Below are 19082 nucleotides of genomic sequence, written 5' to 3'. Positions count from 1 at the left end.
CCACGGACAAGGACAATTTACCATGTGCAGCGCCGCCACCATCACAGTGACTGGCTGACGGCGCTATCGAAGTTAACGTCGTTCTCGCCAGCGATAAAGCGCCAGATAAAGTGTTGGCAATACCAACAACGTGAGCATGGTCGAACTCAGCAGGCCCCCCAGCACCACAATGGCTAAAGGTCTTTGAATTTCACTGCCAACACCGACGGAGAACAGAATAGGTATCAGTCCCAAGGCAGATGTCATCGCCGTCATCAGGACCGGACGTAATCGCGCAACGGTTCCTTCAAACACTGCCTGTTGAAGCGATTCACCTAATTCGCGGCGCTGGTTGATAGCATCCACCAGTACCACACCATTGAGTACCGCCACCCCAAACAAAGTGATGAAACCAATAGCACTTGGCACCGATAAGTAAGTGTTACTCCCCCATAACGCCAGCACGCCGCCAATGAGCGCCAACGGCACATTGGCCATGATCAACCCCACCTGCCAGAAGCAACCGAATGAAAAATATAGCAATAATGCAATCAACACCACAGATAAGGGCACAACTAACGCCAAACGCTGTTGCGCCCGCAGCTGATTCTCATACTGCCCCCCCACAACAACTGTGTAGCCAGGTGGCAACTGGGCCTTTGGCACCAACGCATAGATATCAGCGACAACCGAGCCCATGTCTCGTCCCGCCACATTGGCTTGCACTACCACCCGCCGCTGCACATCATCTCGGCGAATGTTAGGGGGAGACATCTCCACACGAATATCTGCGACATCACCCAGTCGCACCAGCGCGCCATTGCTGGCAGCCAGCGGTAAATCTGCCAATGCATCAGGACTACTGCGATAGGCCGCAGCCAGCCGTAGATTGATATCATAGCGCGCATTACCATCGATGATCTGGCCGGCACTACTACCACCGACACCCGTGCTGACCACATTCATAATCTCGGCTACGCTGATACCATACCGTCCCAACAACTCCCGTTTGGGACGCACCACCAGTTGCGCCTCGCCACTGACTTGCTCTAACGCCACGTCCACCGCACCGGGGACTTGCGCAACTAATGCCACCAGTTGCTGTCCTTTGTTGGCCAACACTGTCAGATCTGGCCCAAACAGCTTGATCGCTAATTGTGATTTGACGCCGGACAACAGTTCGTCCACCCGTGTGGCTATCGGTTGCGAGAAAGTCAGCAGCAGTCCTGGAAAGGCATTGAGCCGCTGCTCCATCAGCCGCTGTAATGACTGACGATCGGCCGCTGAACGCCATTCAGCCACAGGTTTAAGACCAATATAGATTTCAATATTGCTGACTGGCTCTGGGTCGCCACCGAGTTCAGGCGCACCGATACGCGACAACGCATACTCCACCTCTGGAAATTCCAGTAGCATTTTCTCCAGTTGTGGCGCCACCTGTAGCGCTGTCTCTAAACTGGCCGTTGGTGCCAATGTCACCCGCAGGTTAATAGTCCCCTCCTCCAGTTCCGGTACAAACTCGGTGCCCAATCGTGGTAATAGCGTCAGGCATAGCAGCAACATCATCAAAGCGGCTGCCAGCGTGACTTTCGGGCGCTGCATCACTTGTGATAATACCCAGCGATAACTAGGCGTTAGTATTGATAGCAATGGGCTTGAACGTACTTTGATATGGCGCCGAAATAACAATACCGCCATGGCAGGGACAACCAATAAAGCTACCAACAGTGCCGACAACATCGCCAACATAATGCTGATCGCCATCGGCTGAAATAACTTGCCTTCAACCCCTTGCAAAGCAAACAGCGGTGCAAACACCACGATAATAATGGCAGTGGCAAAAAATACTGGACGACAAACTTCCTTGGCTGCTAGCAAGATACGTAAGGTCATGCCATCGGCCACGTCATCAGGACTTTCCGGCGGGGTCGCTACAGGGGGTTGCGCTGGTAGCGACAGATGCTTGAAGATGTTCTCGACCATCACCACCGAACCATCAACCAGCATGCCAATGGCTATCGCCAATCCTCCAAGCGACATCAAATTGGCAGACACACCAAAATACGCCATTACTAACAACGCCAGCAAAATTGATATAGGAATGGAAATCAGCACCAGCAAGGTGGCACGCAAATTCACCAAAAACAGCGCCAGAATCACCACGATCAGCAAAAATGCCAGCAATAACGCATCCGCAACAGTGGTGACGGCCTTTTTCACCAGATCCGCCTGATCGTAAAACACCTCAAAGCTAACACCGGGTGGCAACGCCTGACGAAGCAGTTGTTCTCTTGCAACCAAATCGTCGATGGTGGCCTTGGTATTAGCCCCCATACGTTTTAGCACCACTCCGGCCACCACTTCGCCAAGGGCCTGAGCAGAGCCATTGGCATCGCGACGGGTCATGGTGACCGCACCTACGCGAATTTCACCACCAAAATCAACGGTTGCCACATCCGCCACGGTAATGGGGGTTCCGTCACTTTCAGTCACCGGAATCGAAGCGATAGCCGCCAAACCAGCGGTTCCCGCGGGTAAAAAGCCATAACCCCGCACCACCAATTGCTCTTCACCGCGCGGCATAAACCAGCCACCGGCATTGCGGTTGCCGTCTTCCAACGCCTGCTGTAATTGCGCCAGACTCAAGTGATATGCCAGCAGTTTATTAGGATCGACCCGCACTTGATACTGGCGAACTTCCCCTCCAAAGGACAGCACATCAGTAACGCCGGCGACCGGCATCAACAGCAGTTTTACCAGATAGTCGTTGAGACTGCGCAGCTGTGCCGCATCGACACCACTTTCCGGCGTTGCCCGCAGCACGTACTGATACACCTGCCCGAGTCCCGACGTATTGGGACCGATTTCCGGTGTTCCCAATCCTTGGGGGATCAAGGTCTTAGCGGTCGCCAGTTGTTCAAATACCTGTTGTCTAGCGAAATAAATATCGGTGCCTTCGGCAAATACCACGGTCACCACTGACAGGCCGGTGCGTGACAATGAACGCACCTCAGTCACATCCGGTAGTGAGTACATGCTGGACTCCACCGGGTAACTGATGAGTTTTTCCACCTCTTCAGCAGCTAATCCTTCAGCCTCGGTATTGACCGTAACCTGCACATTGGATACATCCGGGAATGCATCTAGATTCAACGTTGGCACCACGATTCCACCCGCAATTAGCAGGGCAAACAAGGCGAGCAACAGTAACAGACGATTGCGCACCGCCTGTTGAATGAGGGTAAATAACATATGGCCGCCCTCAGTGGTTATGTACGTCAAAACCGGACTTAGCCAGTTCTGATGCCAAGAAGAATGCGCCAGCGGTTACGACTGGCGTACCGGGCGCGATCCCCGTTACCAGATTCATCCCGCGCTGCTGTTGTCGCACCTGTACCTCCTGAGCACGAAATCCTGCAGCAGTTGCCACAAATACCTGCCAATCACCGTCTTCACTGCGACTCAGCGCTGCGTCAGGTAATAGCACCCCAGGTTGTTCGGGCTGTGGCAAAAAGACCTCGGCAAACTGCCCGGCATGCCAATACGTTTGGCGGTTATCGAGTTGCGCAATCAAGCGTTCAGTCCGGGTACTGCTGGAAAGCTCATGCGCGCGACCGATAATAGTGGCGCTGACCATGGTCGCATCAACTTTAACCAGCAGTTTTTTGGCTTGCGCCAGTTGAGCAGACTGTTGTGGCGTCATTTCCGCTACCACCCACAGCGAGGATTCATCAGTCAGTTGCAACAACACATTCCCAGCACTTTGCAGTTCGCCTAAACGGGTATTGTCCTGCTGCACCCGGCCATTAATGGGGGCCAGCAGTTGATAACTGCCGATGAGCGTTGGATCGGCTTGCAGTGCCGCTATCTGCCCAGCCGTCATCTGCAGCGCTTGCAACACCGCGCGGCATTGTTCCTTTGCCACCAACGCTTGCTGCCGTTCACTATCACTGATCGCCGTAGCACTCATAGCGTTGATGCGCCGCCAGTTACTCGCGGCGTTGATAAAATCAGCCTGGGCTTTTGCCACATCAACACCTCCTAGGGTCAATAATCGCTGACCGGCGATTACCTGCTGGCCCGGCACCACATGACGTTGCAGCACTATCACATCCAGTTGCGGCGTTAATGTAAACGTGCGCTCACGGTCGACTTGTAACACCGCATTGGCCACAGATTGAGGACTGAAACCACCAGCAGCAGGTATTACTTGGATACCTGCCAGTTGCTGTTGTTCGGCACTTAGTTGTAGTAACGGTTCGGCGTGCAAATTGCTGCCGTCATCGGCGTCAGCTGTAGAATGTAAACAGCCGATAACCAGTACCAGTATTTGGTACATGGTTGAAATTTTTGAAAGGCTCACGAAATACTCCTGCAACCGCAGTAGCAAGGAGTTCATCTCCCCTATGGTTGCGGTTGTTCTGTCATTAGTCTGGTGAGTCCGCGTCCAGCATGGACGTTAACTCAATACAAGATGGTTCAGACGGTTACAGCAATCGGAGGGCGATAAGCAGGTTCAGAAGCGATTGGCAGATATCTGGTCATTTCTGCGATGACAGAATGGGAAACCAGCAAAGCATGAGCAAATAAGGGCTGCATCGGCAGCGAGATATGCCCCCCATGACAAGGGCAATCGAGACACAGATCTAGCTGTTGCAGCTCCTGATGTGGCAAATGATGTAACGCAGATTTTTCAGCCGCGAGCGGCTCACCATCATGACGTTCACAATCAGCAACGGCGACAATTGGCTGGGTAATCTGTAGATGGGTATGTTGCAGTATTTCTTCGTAGCTGTTACCGGCATGCAACTGGTGAGTACCTACGTCTGATACCGCAAATTGCAGCATCAGCAGTAATGCCATACACCAGGAAAGCCAACGGCCGGTAACTATCATAGAGGAGAAAACTTACTTGAATACGCAGTGTTTGGCGTAATCTTTGGCTTCATTAGCCGTCCAGTCACCAGAGGGCTTTTCCTTCATCTGTTTGCACCAGGCTTCACTGCCTACTTCTGGCGCACAAGCACTAAGCAGGCTTGCTAACAGCAAAGACAAAGTAACAATGGTTAATTTGGACATAATATTTCCTTGTTCTGAACAGTTATCCTGGCGCTAGCTTACCAGAGCCCGCCATATTTCCACACTACTTATCCGCGCGCAACCACTTGCGAACGTTTGTGGATCCATTGAATAGCCTCGGCTTTACGCTCCAGCGGATACCAGGCAATCTCGCCGGCAACAAAAGGCCCAAGCAATCGCACCGCATTGCCCACCCAATCGGGGCCACCAACCAGTACCAGCGCATCAAATCTGGGTAACTGCACTTCGCCGATACCCGACAACGACTTAGTTTCCCAGCCTTCCAGCAGCACATCGGCTTCAATATACAGGCACACTTGGCCCCAGTTGTCGCGAGCACTTTTGATGGCAGGTTGTAGCTTGGTGCGATAGTCCAGTGCCGTTAAACGACCACTGACAAACAAACTGATCACACCCTTGGAGATTTCCGGGATTTGACACAGCATAAGCGCTCCTGCAACAAAGACTCTGGGCATCATAGCAGTCACGGCTGGGGGTTGCGATCGGCATCACCGCACCATTAGTGATAAACTGGCCACAGATCATTCATTACTTTTTGAACTGAACGGGACGATGATTAAAATTTCCAATCGCGTGCAACTCCCTGAGCAAGAATTGGAATGGCAATTTATCCGCGCCAGTGGTGCCGGTGGCCAACACGTCAATAAAGTCTCTACGGCCGCACAACTGATCTTTGATATCCGTGCCTCATCGCTGCCAGAAGTTTACCAGCAAAAACTGTTACAACTGAGTGATCACCGTATCAGTGCCAGTGGCAAAATCATCATCAAGTGCCAGCAAAGCCGCAGTCAAGATGACAATCGCCAGCAGGCGCTAGCACAATTCTGCGAACTGATCCTAAGCGTCACTCATGTGCGCAAAAAGCGCATTGCCACCAAGGCGACCCGTTCCAGCCAGATAAAACGGGTCGATAGCAAAAAAAAACGCGGGGCTATAAAATCCATGCGGCAACAGAAGATCTCAAGTTAACCTTGGCCTGATAGTCGACAAATGACGTGGGATTTGCTGAAATCAATCACAGGCATAAATTGCCATTGCCAAGGACATCGCATGAGAGATAAAGCCAAAATACTGTTGCTCAACGGCCCGAATCTGAATCTGCTGGGGCGGCGGGAACCCGAAATATACGGGCATCAGACATTAAACGATATTGTGACAGATCTGATGCAACAGGCTTCAGATGCTGGATTTACACTGGAACACCTGCAGTCTAATGCCGAGTTTCAGTTAATTGACGCAATTCATACCACCGATGCGGCGTTCGTGGTGATCAATCCCGGCGGCTTTACCCATACCAGTGTGGCGTTACGTGATGCCCTACTGGGAGTGGACCTGCCCTTTATCGAAATCCATCTGTCCAATATCCACGCCCGCGAGCCTTTCCGCCATCATTCCTATCTGTCCGATAAAGCTCAAGGCGTAATTGTGGGTTTAGGGGCGCAGGGATACGGTTTCGCACTTGCCGCTGCGATTAAACATCTACAACAGTAAAACTGCGGCGATGCCTACCATCGCCGCCAATAAGCTCACTCAGATGCCGTGGCGCTAGTGACTGGCACATACTGCTGAATACTCCAATCAAAGCGATAAAGTTGCCCCTGCCACTGGTATAAAGTTCGTCCATCCTGCTGAATAACTTTGGCATTAGCGGGTAGCTCGCTGCGGCCTTGAGGACCGACATTTACAACCCGATAACCGGTCGTCACTTGTTCAGGCACCGTGGTTATCACCGCAGGAGAAGCGGAAATTACTGGCTGCGCCACAGGCGCAATATAACGTGGCTGATCCCAGCGATAGCTGTCCCAGACCCAAGGGCTCAACCATAAAGCTGTCAGCCCCAGATTCCAGCCCCAATCATTGTGATGATGGTAATGGTGATAATGTGGGGGGCGAGGTCTGTGCCCTGCCGCAGCCGACGTACTAAAACAGGCCGCCAAGACAACACACAGCAGTAAGCCCAAACGGCGCGTACCCAAATGAATTGTTGACATAAACTCCTCCTACAACCTTGATGCTTAAATAATATGCTACTCCAGTCGCGACATTGATGCACTTATCCTTAACCGGAAGATTGGCGCTTTTTAGCGCACCAGTTACCTAGCCAGCAGAAAAATGCTATAGTGCGCGCCATCACATTTTTACCGTGCTGGGTCTAATTCCATATGAGTTTTAAGGATTTACGCAGTTTCCTCGATCATCTTGAACAACAAGGTGAACTGAAACGCATCAGCCATCCGGTTGATCCATATCTTGAAATGACCGAGATCGCGGACCGAGTGCTACGCCGCGGTGGGCCAGCACTGCTATTTGAAAACCCTGTTGGCAAATCCATGCCAGTATTGCTGAACCTGTTTGGCACACCAAGACGGGTGGCAATGGCATTGGGAAAAGAAGATCCGCTAGCATTGCGGGAAGTGGGAGAACTCTTAGGCTTTTTAAAAGAGCCGGAACCCCCGCGTGGCTTTCGTGATGCACTGGAAAAGTTACCGCTATTCAAACAAGCACTGAATATGCCAGCCAAATCGGTGCGCAAAGCACCCAGTCAGGAAGTTGTACTCAGTGGTGATCAGGTCGATCTGACGCAACTGCCAATACAGCATTGCTGGCCCGGAGATGCGGCGCCCTTAGTGACTTGGGGATTAACCATTACCCAAGGCCCACGGCAAAAGCGACAGAATATCGGTATCTACCGCCAGCAGTTGCTCGGTAAAAATAAGCTGATCATGCGTTGGTTGTCACATCGCGGTGGTGCGCTGGATTTTAAAGATTTCAAAGAACAATTCCCCGGAGAAAAATACCCGGTGGTGGTGGCGTTAGGTGCCGATCCGGTCACTATTCTGGCCGCGGTAACCCCAGTACCAGACACCATGAGCGAGTACGCATTTGCGGGTTTGCTACGGGGTGAGCGCACCGAAGTGACCAAAGCCCTGAGTTGCGATCTGGAAGTGCCTGCCACCAGCGAAATCATACTGGAAGGCTATATTGATCCACAGGAAACCGCAGTAGAGGGGCCTTACGGCGATCACACTGGTTATTACAACGAGACCGACACGTTTCCGGTATTTACCGTCACCCATATTACTCATCGTCGAGACCCGATTTATCACAGCACCTATACTGGCCGACCACCCGATGAACCAGCAATGCTGGGATTGGCATTAAACGAGGTGTTTGTGCCGATCCTCCGTAAACAGTACCCGGAAATTGTCGATTTTTATCTACCGCCAGAAGGCTGTTCCTATCGTATGGCGGTGATCTCCATGCGCAAGCAATATCCAGGGCACGCCAAACGAGTGATGATGGGCGCTTGGTCGTTCCTGCGCCAGTTTATGTATACCAAATTTATTGTGGTGGTAGACGACGATATTAACTGCCGCGACTGGAAAGATGTGATCTGGGCTATCACCACTCGCATGGATCCTATCCGCGATACCGTATTGGTGGATAACACCCCGATTGATTACTTGGATTTTGCGTCGCCAGTTTCTGGACTCGGTTCCAAAATGGGTCTGGATGCCACCAATAAATGGGCCGGCGAAACCCAGCGTGAGTGGGGCACGCCTATCCAAATGGATGCTGCAGTAAAACAGAAAATTGACCGTATTTGGGAGCAGTTGGGCATTGATGACTCACCCACGCTGTAACTGTGACAAACCGGCATCGTCCGGTAGATAAAGGTAAACCGATGGACAGCATTCGCTGCAAAATTGAAAAAGTGACACCCTTTAATGACGCCGTGTATCAAGTGCTGTTGCGGCCTGAAACCCCACTGGCATTCGCTGCAGGACAATATCTGAGTATTGTAATGGGCGAAAAAGATAAACGGCCCTTTTCTATCGCGTCAGCCCCAGGCAGCGAACTGCTGGAACTGCATATTGGTGCCGCCGTCAGTGAGAGCTACCCGATGCAGGTAGTTGAGCGACTGAAAACCAACGAGACAATCGAGATTGAAGCGCCTGCTGGCGAGGCATTTCTGCGCCATCAGAGCAACCGTCCTAGACTGCTCATTGCTGGTGGCACCGGTTTTTCCTATATCAAAAGTATTATCGAGCAGCAAATCGCGCTGGGGCAGCAACTGCAAACCAGTTTCTATTGGGGTTGTCGTACACCAGACGCCATGTATTACCAGAGTATCGCCCAGGAATGGCAGCAGCAGTATCCTTGGTTACACTTTGTGCCTGTTGTCGAGCAAGCCAGCACCGACTGGTCAGGTAAAACTAATCTGTTGCTGGCACAGATCCGTCAGGACTTCGTCAGTCTGCACGGCTATGACATCTACATCGCTGGCCGTTTTCCGATGGTTGGTGCCGCCCGCGAAATGTTCCGTGAAATGGGCGTGGACGAAGAACACCTCTATGGCGATGCCTTCGCCTTTATCAAGTAACTGAATGAAGCTCGAAGTAAAATGTATGATCCGCCTCGTTGTTGCAAGCATAAAATTCAATGACGAGGTGGGTCTGCGCTAATGTATTCGGAGTCTCTGTTGGAGGCTCTCGCCTACCGCTCCACGATGAGTTCCGCGCCGGAATATCCTCAAAAAGCCCAAAGCATTTGACTGCTGTTTTTATTATCAGGTTTTACTCCGGTGGTACTACCGTTTTCGTCATCTTCACTCTATTCATGCAAACGCTGGTTGCAGCTTTGCTGCGTTAAATTGTTCTTTCGTTCTCAACACTGACCACACGATTCTCGCAAGCTTGTTTGCCAACGCCACACACGCCACATTGAATGGCTTGGTTGCTCTGAGCTTTATCAGCCATTCGCCAAACACCGCCCCCGTCTTCTCGGGTCTCGCTAAAATCGCCCGCGCACCGTGAATGAATAACGTGCGTAGATGCTTGTTGCCACGCTTACTTATCCCGAGTAATCGGGGTTTTCCTCCGGTGGAATGTTGATGAGGCACTAACCCTAGCCAAGCCGCTAAATCTCGCCCATTTTTGAATTGCTCGGCATTACCTAACTCCGCCACACATTGAGAAGCCGTTATGTCGCCAATGCCAGGTATAGACTTCAGTAGCTGTGCATCACCCTGCGTTGCCAGTTGTTGCTTAAGCTTGATGTCTTGCTCGGCAATCCGCTCTGAGAGGTAATCATAATGCGCATGGAAGCCCAGCTAACTCTGTGATGAGTGGCGCGGGGAGTTTTCCGGCATGTTCGGCCAACCACTGGAATAAGCGCTTCATGACGCTATGGCCCCTTGGTAGACTGACACCAAACTCCAGTAACAGTGCGCCAATGCGTGACATACAGGCAGTGCGCTCTTTGATATAGCCTTGTCGCACGCGATGAACAGCTGACATCATCTGTGCCGCTTCTGTTTTGACCGAGACAAAGCGCATCGATGGCCGCGGTGCTGCTTCAGCAATGGCATCGGCGTCAATAAAGTCGTTCTTGTTGCCTTTGACGTAGGGTTTTACATACTGCGGTGGAATGAGTTTGACTTGATGGCCGAACTGCTGACAAAGCCGTCCAAGCCAATGTGCACCACCACAGGCCTCAAAGGCGATGGTTGTGGGGGGAAGTTGTTGCAGAAAAACAATGAGTTGTTTACGGGAAAACTTCTTACGGACAACCGTGTTACCCGCACGGTCATGGCCAATAAGATGAAAGTTTGACTTGCCTAAATCGATACCGAGTACTTGAATAAACATGATGGTCTACCTCCTGTCTAGCCTAATCTCAGCATAGTTGCTGAGAAGGGAGGCGGACCATCACATTAAGCCCGCTTCCGCGGGCTTTGGTATCAACTACTTTTGCCTTCGGTATACACAGGGTCGCGGTCGTCTATCAGCTTATCCTGCTCAAAAAACTGCGCCAGTACTTTGGCCTGAGACGCTTCATCCACTTTGAAAACCTGCATCAGATAACGTAGGAAATTCTCGTCGTCACACATGGTTTTCCCGGGGGTGTCGGAGATTTTTGCTACCGGTTGACCATTGAGCTGGGTCAATTTCATCACGATATTGATGGGCTCGTTGACAAACATATCCCCCATCAGCCAAGTGCCGATACCAAAGGAGGTGTTAATACGCCCCCGGAAGTGACGGTAGATTTTCACCGCGCGGTCGAAGTCCAGTGCATCGGAAAAAACTAGCCGCTTGTACTGCGGATCCACATCCAGCGCTTCCAACCGCTGGATGATTTTCTCTCCCCAAACGATAGGATCACCGCTGTCATGGCGGAAACCGTCGTACAGTTTTGCAAGATAGCGGTCAAGGTCGCGACAAAATGCATCTACCCCGATAACATCGGTCAACGCCACCCCCAAATCGCCACGATATTCCTTAACCCAGTTTTCCAATGCCATTTTCTGACTGTCCACCAGCCGATAATTCATGGCCTGATGGCTCTGTAGCCACTCATGAGCCATCGTTCCCTGGCAACGCAGATTCAGTTCCAGCGCCAAATGTGGGTTAGAGGTACCGACAAAGTTGTTGGGCAACTGCTGCTGCAACTGGGTGAGGATCTGCTTTTGCGCCCGAAAACTAAAGCGACGGCGAGTACCAAAGTCAGTAAATAGAAAGTCGCTGAGATCCACCTCATCACCCAACCGCTCCAGCATCGCAATTTTCTTGCTGGTGGCGGCAGCGATCACCTCACAGTCAACTTCCGGATAGCGAGTGCGATTACGGATCTCCGACACTAGTGCCAGTACCGGGATCTCCATGGGCGACACATGCATCAGCGGTCCATGCGCTTCAATCACCAGTTGACCGTCGATGGCATTGACCTTGAGGAACTTGGGATTAAAACGGTACAACCGCAAAAATTCCAGATAATCGGCTTTTAAAAACGGATACTTGCCAAGATGCGCTAACTGTTCTTCTGAGGCACTGCATTCGGCCAGTTGTTCAAAGGCTTGCTGCAGTGGTTTTACGTAGCCACTCAAATCCTCGTTGCTACGGCAGCGAAACGTCCAGCGGGACTGTGTGGCGGGTTGTTGATGCAAATACGCCTGCTGCATCGTGAGCTTATAAAAGTCGGTATCCAGCAAGCTCTGAATCGCCGGTTCTCCAAACATAATCAATGGCTCCCTTGCAATTTGGCCGCCAACACCTGACTGTCTTTTACCAGCATGATGCCTGCCTGACGCATTTCTTCACACGCGGCGGAGGCTCCGGTTTCACTGATAGCTCGGCATGCTGCTAGGTTCAAATACACATTAAACCCGGCGGCAGCCAATTGTAATGCGGTGGTTTTGACACAGAAGTCCAGTGCCAGACCGCCCACCAATACGGTATCTACTTGGTGGCACTTTAGCCATTCAATCACACCGGTTGAGATACGGCCAGCCAAGTCGTGGTAACACGCACCATAAGGGTGCATCGCGGTTTCCACACCTTTATACACCAGAAAATCATACTCCGCAGGCGCGGGTAATCCCGGGATCAATTCAAATCCTTCCGTACCCGGCTCTGCATGCCTGACCCAAGTCAGATCAGCATCTGGATAATCTAGCGGCTGCAGCATCTCAGCATGGCTGGCAACCACCCATTTGGCCGTTGGACAATGGGCGTCTTTGGACGCTATCCGTAGCTGCGCCAACTGCGCCTGAGCATTTAACTCAGCAGCAATTTCATCGCCACCCACAACAGGTAACTCATGGGGGCACAAAGGCGTAAAGGTACGTTGGGCATCGACATCAAACGCGGCAATCATAGATAAATTCCGTTCAAAATCCGATGACTGCACTATATCAAAAGTGTGAGCCTGCTCTAAGCACTAATGCAGCATCAAATAAAGAAATCCTCAATTGCTGCGACAAAATGCCACAGCGACTGCATCAAATTAAATTCTAAATTTATGGAGTTAACCTGATAAAAAATCTGGCAAATCTGGAAAGGTGAACCACACTTTAAGGAGTCGCATCCAACGCGACTTACCCACATAACTCCCAAAGGTACAACTAGATGAAAATTGCTTCCATTCAGGGAAAAATTGCAACTGTGGCAGGGATATGCCTTTTGGGTTCAGCTATCGTGCTTATCGGCTACGCAATCTTCTCGGCCAAGAATACCGAATCTCTGGTATCAGGTCGCGTTGGTACACTGGTGCAGAAACAAGCCAGTGATAGTCTACAAACACTGGCTGAAGAACGTGCTGGTAGTATTGCCACCGAATTCGAACACGCACTGGATATCTCTGGCACGCTTGCCAGCAGCTTTGAGTTAGTCCATGCGAACTCTGGTGCGGTGCAGCTCAGTCGTAAAAGTGTCAATGAAATTCTGTATAACGTGCTGACTAAAAATAAAAACCTCAATGGTACCTACAGTTGCTGGGAACCTAATGGTCTGGATGGTAACGATCAGGCATTTGTTGGTGGCGGTGACGGTAATAATCCTCAGACGGGCCGCTTTACGCCTTACTGGACCCGCAACGCCCAGGGCAATATTGCGGTGCAACCGTTAGTGGAATATGACACTGACAGTCGTCATCCCAATGGGGTACTCAAAGGCGGCTGGTACAGTAAACCAAGAGAATCGTTGCAGCCCAATGTCCTAGATCCAATCCCTTATATCGTCCAAGGCAAACAAGTGTGGTTAGCCACCATTTCATCGCCGATTGTTGCCAATGGTAAGTTTTACGGCGTTGTCGGTGTCGACTATGACCTGACCTTTGTGCAGACATTGACAAAAAAATTACAGCAGGAACTCTACAATGGTTCTGCTGACGTTTCTATTGTCAGTTACCAAGGATTGCTCGTCGCCAGCAGTAGTCATGCTGAAGATATTGGCCAGCCTCTGACCAAAATTCTGGCGGCAGATAAAGCCGATGCACTGATCAAGCAAGTGCAACAAGGCCAGTCTCGTGTCTGGGATGATGCCGATAACATGAGTGTGATTGCCCCCATCGTCATGGGAAATACCGGTCGCCCATGGGCGATATTGTTCACGGTTCCCAAGGACAAAGTGCTGGCTGAAGCAATGGCGTTGACTGATGAACTCAGTCACAACAGCACTAACAGCCGCAACTGGCAATTTGTTGTTGGCATTGTGGTTACCTTGCTGGCATTGGCAGCGTTATGGGTAGCAGCAGGTAATATTGCCCGTCCTATCCGCCGGGCCGCGGAACTCGCACTGACCATTAAAGACGGCGATTTTTCACAGCAGATGGAACACACCTCTGACGATGAAGTGGGTCGGCTTGCCAAAGCGCTGAACCAGATGTGCAGCAGCTTACGGCAACGCGCCGTACTTGCTAAAAAAATCAGTGAAGGCGATCTTACCGTGGATGTTGCACTGGCATCGGATCGCGATCAACTGGGATTAGCATTGCAAGAGATGGTGGGGCATCTTAGCCAGCTAGTCAGTCAAATCCAACGCAGTGCCGATAGCATCGGTGCCAGCTCCAGCCAGGTATCGCATCTTAGTGAAGTCCTCTCTGATGGCGCTATGCAGTCAGCATCATCGATAACACAGATGGGTGCGGCGATGGTGGAGATATCCAGTCAGACCAACGCTAATGCCGACAATGCCAGCAAGGCCAACCGGTTCTCACGGGAATCAACCTCCTCGGCTGAGAAAGGCAGTGAACACATGGGTGAGATGGTGGCGGCAATGGAAGCGATACATGCTTCCGGCGAGCGCATCCACCAGATTATCAACGCCATTGACGAAATTACTTCGCAGACCAACTTGCTAGCGCTAAACGCCGCGATTGAGGCGGCTCGGGCAGGAGATGCCGGCAGAGGCTTTGCCGTCGTTGCCGATGAAGTAAGGCAACTGGCACAGCGCAGTGCGGACGCCGCTAGCGATGCCGCAAAACTGATCGATGAAAGTTCGGCCAATACTCAGTCAGGTATTGAAATATCCCGACGGACAGCAGAAGCCCTGGAGCAAATCCGCCGAAGTACCGGTGAAGTATCCGAACTGGTGGCCAGCATTGCCATTGCATCAGAGGAACAAGTACAGGGTATTAATGAAACCACCACTGGACTTAACCAGGTTGATGGCGTCACTCAACGTAACAGTGAAAATGCCCGCGACTGTAAAAATGCCGCCGCAGAACTGTTAGAGGAAGCCACCCAGTTAAAGCAACTGCTGCAACGTTTTAGAGTAAACTAATCAGCTAGTGACACGTGACAACCCGCCAAATGGTGGGTTGTCACCACTCTCAAACGGTTCACACTTGCAGTGTCCCTCGAAGCACAGTGACGGCTTCACCACGGAGCCATACCCGACCATCTGCCTGAAGTTGCATTTGTACCGTTCCCCCACGAGCAGAAGCCTGATACCCGGTCAACACCTGTCGCCCCAATTTTTTGCCCCAATAGACCGCCAATGCACAATGCGAAGAGCCAGTGACTGGATCTTCGTCCACCCCAACCCAAGGGGCAAAGTAACGACTCACGACATCTTCCGGCCGCGTTACCGCCAGTGCGGTGACCACGACGCCACGGCCAGGTAAGCCTCGTAGCGCAGAAAAATCTGGCGCAAGGTCGAGCAATATTGCCTCTTTCGCCACTTCCAGTAGTAATTTAGTACCAAAGGCGACAGTGGCGACAACATCATCTCGGCACAATGATAACGCCTGCAGCAAAGCATCAGATACTTGAGCCTGATAATCCAAACAAGCCTGAGGAAAATCCATCGTCAACAGCGAACCGTCACAAGAAACAATCAACGGCCCAGAGAGTGTATGGAAAACCACGCTGCTACCATCGTCCAACAGCCCTTGTTGTCGCAAAACATGTGCAGTTGCTAAGGTCCCGTGACCACACAATGTCACTTCAGTATCCGGCGTAAACCAACGCAAACGCCAGTCACTGAGGCTGAGGAATGCCGTTTCAGACACGGCCATTTCGGCAGCGATCGCCTGCATCAACGACACATCCAGCGGTTCATCGGTAATGCACACCCCTGCAGGATTACCTTTAAAAACCTTTCCGGTAAAAGCATCTACCTGATATATAGCTAATTCCATACAATCCTTCCCCTTGAATGCGCCGAACCGATTGTCAAAAGCCACCGCTGCCAGCCAAAGCATTATGTCTTGATTGTCGCATTGACGGAACCTGCTGAAAATCGTTTTGCTGCCACGGCAAACAGCAATTTGATGAACGATTTAAGTTAAAAACTTGTTATCAGTAGCAAAAATATAACCTGCATGTAAACTATTACTACTGACAGTCGGTTACTTATTACGTCTCAACTTTGAGGCAGCCAGAGTATTCATTTGCAGCATCCACAAACAAAAGCGGACTATGAACCGCCACAAGGAAAACTGAAAATTTACTCAACACTGGTTCGCTGGCCAGTGCTGAGTGATTTGCTGCTGATCATCATATGGATGCTATTGTGGAAAATTTCCTCGCTTATGGAATATGCACCACACGCCAGCATTTGGTTCCCTCCAGCAGGACTGACTTTTTCAGCCATTTTATTGCTCGGACTACGCGCCATACCCCCCATTGCGTTTTGCTGTATGGCTGCCACGTTCTGTGAGAATATTGATTACGGCACCCAACTACCGCTGCACCAGTTGCTAGAAATCGGCGCATTGTTCGCGCTCGCTCATATCTCTGCCTATGCTACCGGCGCTTGTCTGTTGAAATTACTGATCAGCCGCCGGGACGATCATCAGCTTCCATCATTACTCTTGGCGTTCACGATTATCGGTCCGTTATCGGCACTATTGGCGAGCTATTTCACCCAGACAGCACTGGTGATCAGTGGTGTGATAGCCGATTCAGCAGCGGGTCATCAGTTGTGGTTGCCGTTATGGGTGGGAGATTTACTGGGGATCCTCGTATTGACCCCATTGCTGATTGGTCTGTTACGCAGGATTTATCCGCGTTATGGCGTTTGGGTCAGTGAACTGGGACTACGACAGGTGGCGGGTTCCGCCTGGGAATTTTTACTGAAACTTGCCACAGCGGCAGTGCTGATGGTGGCTGTGATGTCGCTGACGGCCAGTTTTCAGATCAAAGAACTGGCCTTTGCGATCTTCTTTTTGTGTATTCCGCAAATGTGGATTGTCTACACAGAGACGCCATTACGCAGTGGCATCAGCATCGCACTGATGAGCTTTTTCACGGCCGTATTGGTCAAGTATCTGGCGTTAGGCGAAGATGCGTTGATTTTTCAGTTTTCAATAAGCGTGCTTGCCGCCAGCACCTATTTCGGACTATTGATCCCAGTGCTGGCATCAAGTAATAGCCGCTTGCGAGAGATGACCCGTAAAGACTCACTGACCAATGCCTATTCACGACAACATTTTTTTCAACAAGCGGAGCAGGAGATCCTGCGTGCCCGCTATTATCGACAACCGATTTCAGTCATCGTGTTCGATATCGACTCCTTCAAACAGATCAATGACAGATTTGGTCATACGATCGGTGACTTAGCCTTAATTTCACTGGCTAATTTGGTCAATACCCAGCTACGGCAAGCCGATATGCTGGGACGTTTCGGTGGCGATGAATTTATGTTGTTGTTACCGGGCAGCGATCAGACAGATGCCACAGCTACTGCGGAAAGGCTACGACAGGCGTTGCCACAAATGCGCATCGCCGGGATTAGTCGTCCAATTACCGGTAGTTTTGGCGTTACCGAAATAACCCCCACAGACACCATCAGTTCTGCCTTCGAAAAAGCGGATGCGTTACTGCTCGAGGCCAAACGGCGTGGGCGTAATTTAGTACTGAGTTCCCTTGTAGAACCATCCGTCAATTAGCGCTGTACTACTCCGAGCATTTTAGCCTGTGGCATAATGTCACGTACCGGGCTCGGTCCTATGGAGATCAGGATGCAAATCGTTCGCTGCCGCTATGAAGTTCATGGCGATGCTGTTCAGCAAATCTTTAATTTTGCCATTGCCAATACCACAGCACTTTATGAATATCTGCCACGGGATGAGCAACGCATTGCGCAGTGGTTTGCGGCTAAAGAGCAAGGGAATTGGCCAATCATTGCGGCGGTGGATGAGCAGCAGCAACTGTTGGGATTTGCCAGCTATGGGCCGTTTCGCGGTTTCCCTGCCAACAAATATTCAGTGGAACACTCGGTCTACGTAGCACCGGAGCACTATGGCAATGGCATCGCTACCCGATTGATGCAGCACTTGCTTGAATTAGCACAAGCACAACAATTTCATGCCATGGTGGGTGCGATTGATGCAGATAACGCCGCCAGTATCGCGCTACATGAGAAGCTAGGTTTCCGCCACAGTGGCACACTGCCACAGGTGGCGTTTAAATTTGGACGTTGGCTGGATCTGGCTTTTTACCAATTGCTGTTGCCAACGCCCTCCGTTCCAACTGACGACTAATCCTTCAGCTTATAGCTGACTTCAACGCGATCACTGAAAGTCACTTTGCCATACTGGTAGCTCTGATTTTCAGCACTGTCCATCATTTCTTTGCGACTGACACTGAGCATAGGCACTGGCGTCTGGTCGAAATAGCGAATAGACCAGATGCCATCGAGCTTAGCACCAAATCCGGCCGCTAGATCTTGCGCTTTTTGCTGGGCATCTTTAATTGCTGCATCCCTTGCTTGTTTGCGTAAGGCCGCTTCGTGGCTTGACTTTAAGCTGATCTGTCGCACGCTGTTGATGCCTTCTTGTAACGCTTTATCCAGTACCGGATTTAACTGTTCAAGTGCCAGTTCCAACGTCACAGTACGGCTAGCTTGATAACCTGATAACTGGGGTTCACCGCCTCGTTCTGGATACACATACTGAGGCTGCAGATTCAAATTGGCACTGTTGATATGATCCTTACTGACGCCGGCTTGTTGCAGACGCTCAATAAAAGCTGTCACGGCTTTATCTGCCTGCTTCTTAGCATCTGCGGCTTTATCTGCCTTTATCACCACCGCCACCGTCACTTGAGCTTGGTCGGGATCGGTTTCAATCTGGCTGACACCAACGGTTTCCAGCAACGGCCGTTCCTGCGCCCCCACATCATCTGCCAGACTTAGCATAGGTAACACCAATGCCAACATCATTCCGGGTAACATGGCTTTATTCATCTCAGCGTTCCTTTGACAATTTGATTAGCT

General features: G+C 51.1%; 17 protein-coding genes and 1 pseudogene. 7 read left to right on the top strand and 11 right to left on the bottom strand.

All coding sequences use genetic code 11. The annotated features are described in order from the left end of the window. Positions 1 to 72 precede the first annotated feature (72 nt). From J3L11_RS03290 to J3L11_RS03270, 5 genes are all read right to left on the bottom strand, one after another. Complete coding sequence (locus J3L11_RS03290) at positions 73 to 3231, bottom strand: CusA/CzcA family heavy metal efflux RND transporter (RefSeq protein WP_207569998.1); 3159 nt, start codon at positions 3229 to 3231, stop codon at positions 73 to 75. 10 nt (positions 3232 to 3241) lie between these two features. Beyond that, positions 3242 to 4342, bottom strand: coding sequence for an efflux RND transporter periplasmic adaptor subunit (locus J3L11_RS03285; protein ID WP_207569997.1), 1101 nt, complete (start codon positions 4340 to 4342; stop codon positions 3242 to 3244). Between the two features lie 116 nt (positions 4343 to 4458). Further along, on the bottom strand, positions 4459 to 4875 hold the full coding sequence (locus J3L11_RS03280) for a hypothetical protein (RefSeq protein ID WP_207569993.1): 417 nt from the start codon (positions 4873 to 4875) through the stop codon (positions 4459 to 4461). A gap of 12 nt (positions 4876 to 4887) precedes the next feature. Further along, complete coding sequence (locus tag J3L11_RS03275; RefSeq protein WP_189616782.1) at positions 4888 to 5058, bottom strand: DUF3012 domain-containing protein; 171 nt, start codon at positions 5056 to 5058, stop codon at positions 4888 to 4890. A 68-nt stretch (positions 5059 to 5126) separates the two neighbouring features. Next, the gene (locus J3L11_RS03270; RefSeq protein ID WP_207569992.1) at positions 5127 to 5504 is read right to left on the bottom strand and encodes an STAS/SEC14 domain-containing protein; all 378 of its coding nucleotides are present in this window, start codon (positions 5502 to 5504) and stop codon (positions 5127 to 5129) included. A gap of 127 nt (positions 5505 to 5631) precedes the next feature. Between J3L11_RS03270 and arfB the strand changes: the two genes are divergently transcribed. Further along, positions 5632 to 6048 (top strand): alternative ribosome rescue aminoacyl-tRNA hydrolase ArfB, encoded by a 417-nt coding sequence (arfB, locus tag J3L11_RS03265; RefSeq protein WP_207569991.1) that lies wholly within the window; start codon positions 5632 to 5634, stop codon positions 6046 to 6048. Positions 6049 to 6129: 81 nt separating this feature from the next. Further along, a complete protein-coding gene (gene aroQ, locus J3L11_RS03260) occupies positions 6130 to 6570 on the top strand; it encodes a type II 3-dehydroquinate dehydratase (RefSeq protein WP_133038487.1) in 441 nt (146 codons plus the stop codon). Between the two features lie 35 nt (positions 6571 to 6605). On the opposite strand, the gene J3L11_RS03255 is transcribed toward aroQ, so the two are convergent. Beyond that, complete coding sequence (locus J3L11_RS03255; protein ID WP_207569990.1) at positions 6606 to 7070, bottom strand: hypothetical protein; 465 nt, start codon at positions 7068 to 7070, stop codon at positions 6606 to 6608. A gap of 171 nt (positions 7071 to 7241) precedes the next feature. Between J3L11_RS03255 and ubiD the strand changes: the two genes are divergently transcribed. Continuing rightward, positions 7242 to 8723 (top strand): 4-hydroxy-3-polyprenylbenzoate decarboxylase, encoded by a 1482-nt coding sequence (ubiD, locus tag J3L11_RS03250; protein WP_207569989.1) that lies wholly within the window; start codon positions 7242 to 7244, stop codon positions 8721 to 8723. A gap of 41 nt (positions 8724 to 8764) precedes the next feature. After that, complete coding sequence (fre, locus tag J3L11_RS03245; RefSeq protein WP_207570033.1) at positions 8765 to 9463, top strand: NAD(P)H-flavin reductase; 699 nt, start codon at positions 8765 to 8767, stop codon at positions 9461 to 9463. A gap of 234 nt (positions 9464 to 9697) precedes the next feature. On the opposite strand, the pseudogene J3L11_RS03240 reads toward fre, so the two are convergent. The 3 genes and pseudogenes from J3L11_RS03240 to J3L11_RS03230 form a co-directional block, all read right to left on the bottom strand. Beyond that, positions 9698 to 10733: pseudogene (locus J3L11_RS03240) on the bottom strand (IS110 family transposase). An 89-nt stretch (positions 10734 to 10822) separates the two neighbouring features. Next, positions 10823 to 12100 carry a nicotinate phosphoribosyltransferase gene (gene pncB / locus J3L11_RS03235; protein ID WP_207569988.1) on the bottom strand — a complete coding sequence of 426 codons (1278 nt, stop codon included), beginning with the start codon at positions 12098 to 12100 and terminating at the stop codon, positions 10823 to 10825. A gap of 2 nt (positions 12101 to 12102) precedes the next feature. Continuing rightward, positions 12103 to 12738 carry a nicotinamidase gene (locus J3L11_RS03230; protein ID WP_207569987.1) on the bottom strand — a complete coding sequence of 212 codons (636 nt, stop codon included), beginning with the start codon at positions 12736 to 12738 and terminating at the stop codon, positions 12103 to 12105. A 251-nt stretch (positions 12739 to 12989) separates the two neighbouring features. On the opposite strand from J3L11_RS03230, the gene J3L11_RS03225 reads away from it, so the two are divergent. Beyond that, the gene (locus J3L11_RS03225; RefSeq protein ID WP_207569986.1) at positions 12990 to 15143 is read left to right on the top strand and encodes a methyl-accepting chemotaxis protein; all 2154 of its coding nucleotides are present in this window, start codon (positions 12990 to 12992) and stop codon (positions 15141 to 15143) included. A 58-nt stretch (positions 15144 to 15201) separates the two neighbouring features. Here J3L11_RS03225 and J3L11_RS03220 read toward each other — a convergent pair whose 3' ends face one another. Continuing rightward, entirely contained in the window at positions 15202 to 16002 is an 801-nt protein-coding gene (locus tag J3L11_RS03220; protein WP_207569985.1) for a PhzF family phenazine biosynthesis protein, read from the bottom strand. Between the two features lie 252 nt (positions 16003 to 16254). On the opposite strand from J3L11_RS03220, the gene J3L11_RS03215 reads away from it, so the two are divergent. Both J3L11_RS03215 and J3L11_RS03210 read left to right on the top strand, forming a co-directional pair. After that, the gene (locus J3L11_RS03215) at positions 16255 to 17754 is read left to right on the top strand and encodes a diguanylate cyclase (protein ID WP_207569984.1); all 1500 of its coding nucleotides are present in this window, start codon (positions 16255 to 16257) and stop codon (positions 17752 to 17754) included. Positions 17755 to 17826: 72 nt separating this feature from the next. Next, positions 17827 to 18348 carry a GNAT family N-acetyltransferase gene (locus J3L11_RS03210; protein ID WP_207569983.1) on the top strand — a complete coding sequence of 174 codons (522 nt, stop codon included), beginning with the start codon at positions 17827 to 17829 and terminating at the stop codon, positions 18346 to 18348. Here J3L11_RS03210 and J3L11_RS03205 read toward each other — a convergent pair. After that, positions 18345 to 19052, bottom strand: coding sequence for an oxidative stress defense protein (locus J3L11_RS03205; protein WP_133038479.1), 708 nt, complete (start codon positions 19050 to 19052; stop codon positions 18345 to 18347). The two genes, J3L11_RS03210 and J3L11_RS03205, sit on opposite strands and share 4 nt — an antisense overlap. Between the last annotated feature and the right edge of the window lie 30 nt (positions 19053 to 19082).

This window comes from Shewanella sp. 4t3-1-2LB, assembly GCF_017368415.1.
Lineage (GTDB): Bacteria > Pseudomonadota > Gammaproteobacteria > Enterobacterales > Shewanellaceae > Shewanella > Shewanella fodinae.
This window is presented reverse-complemented; position numbering and strand designations above follow the sequence as displayed.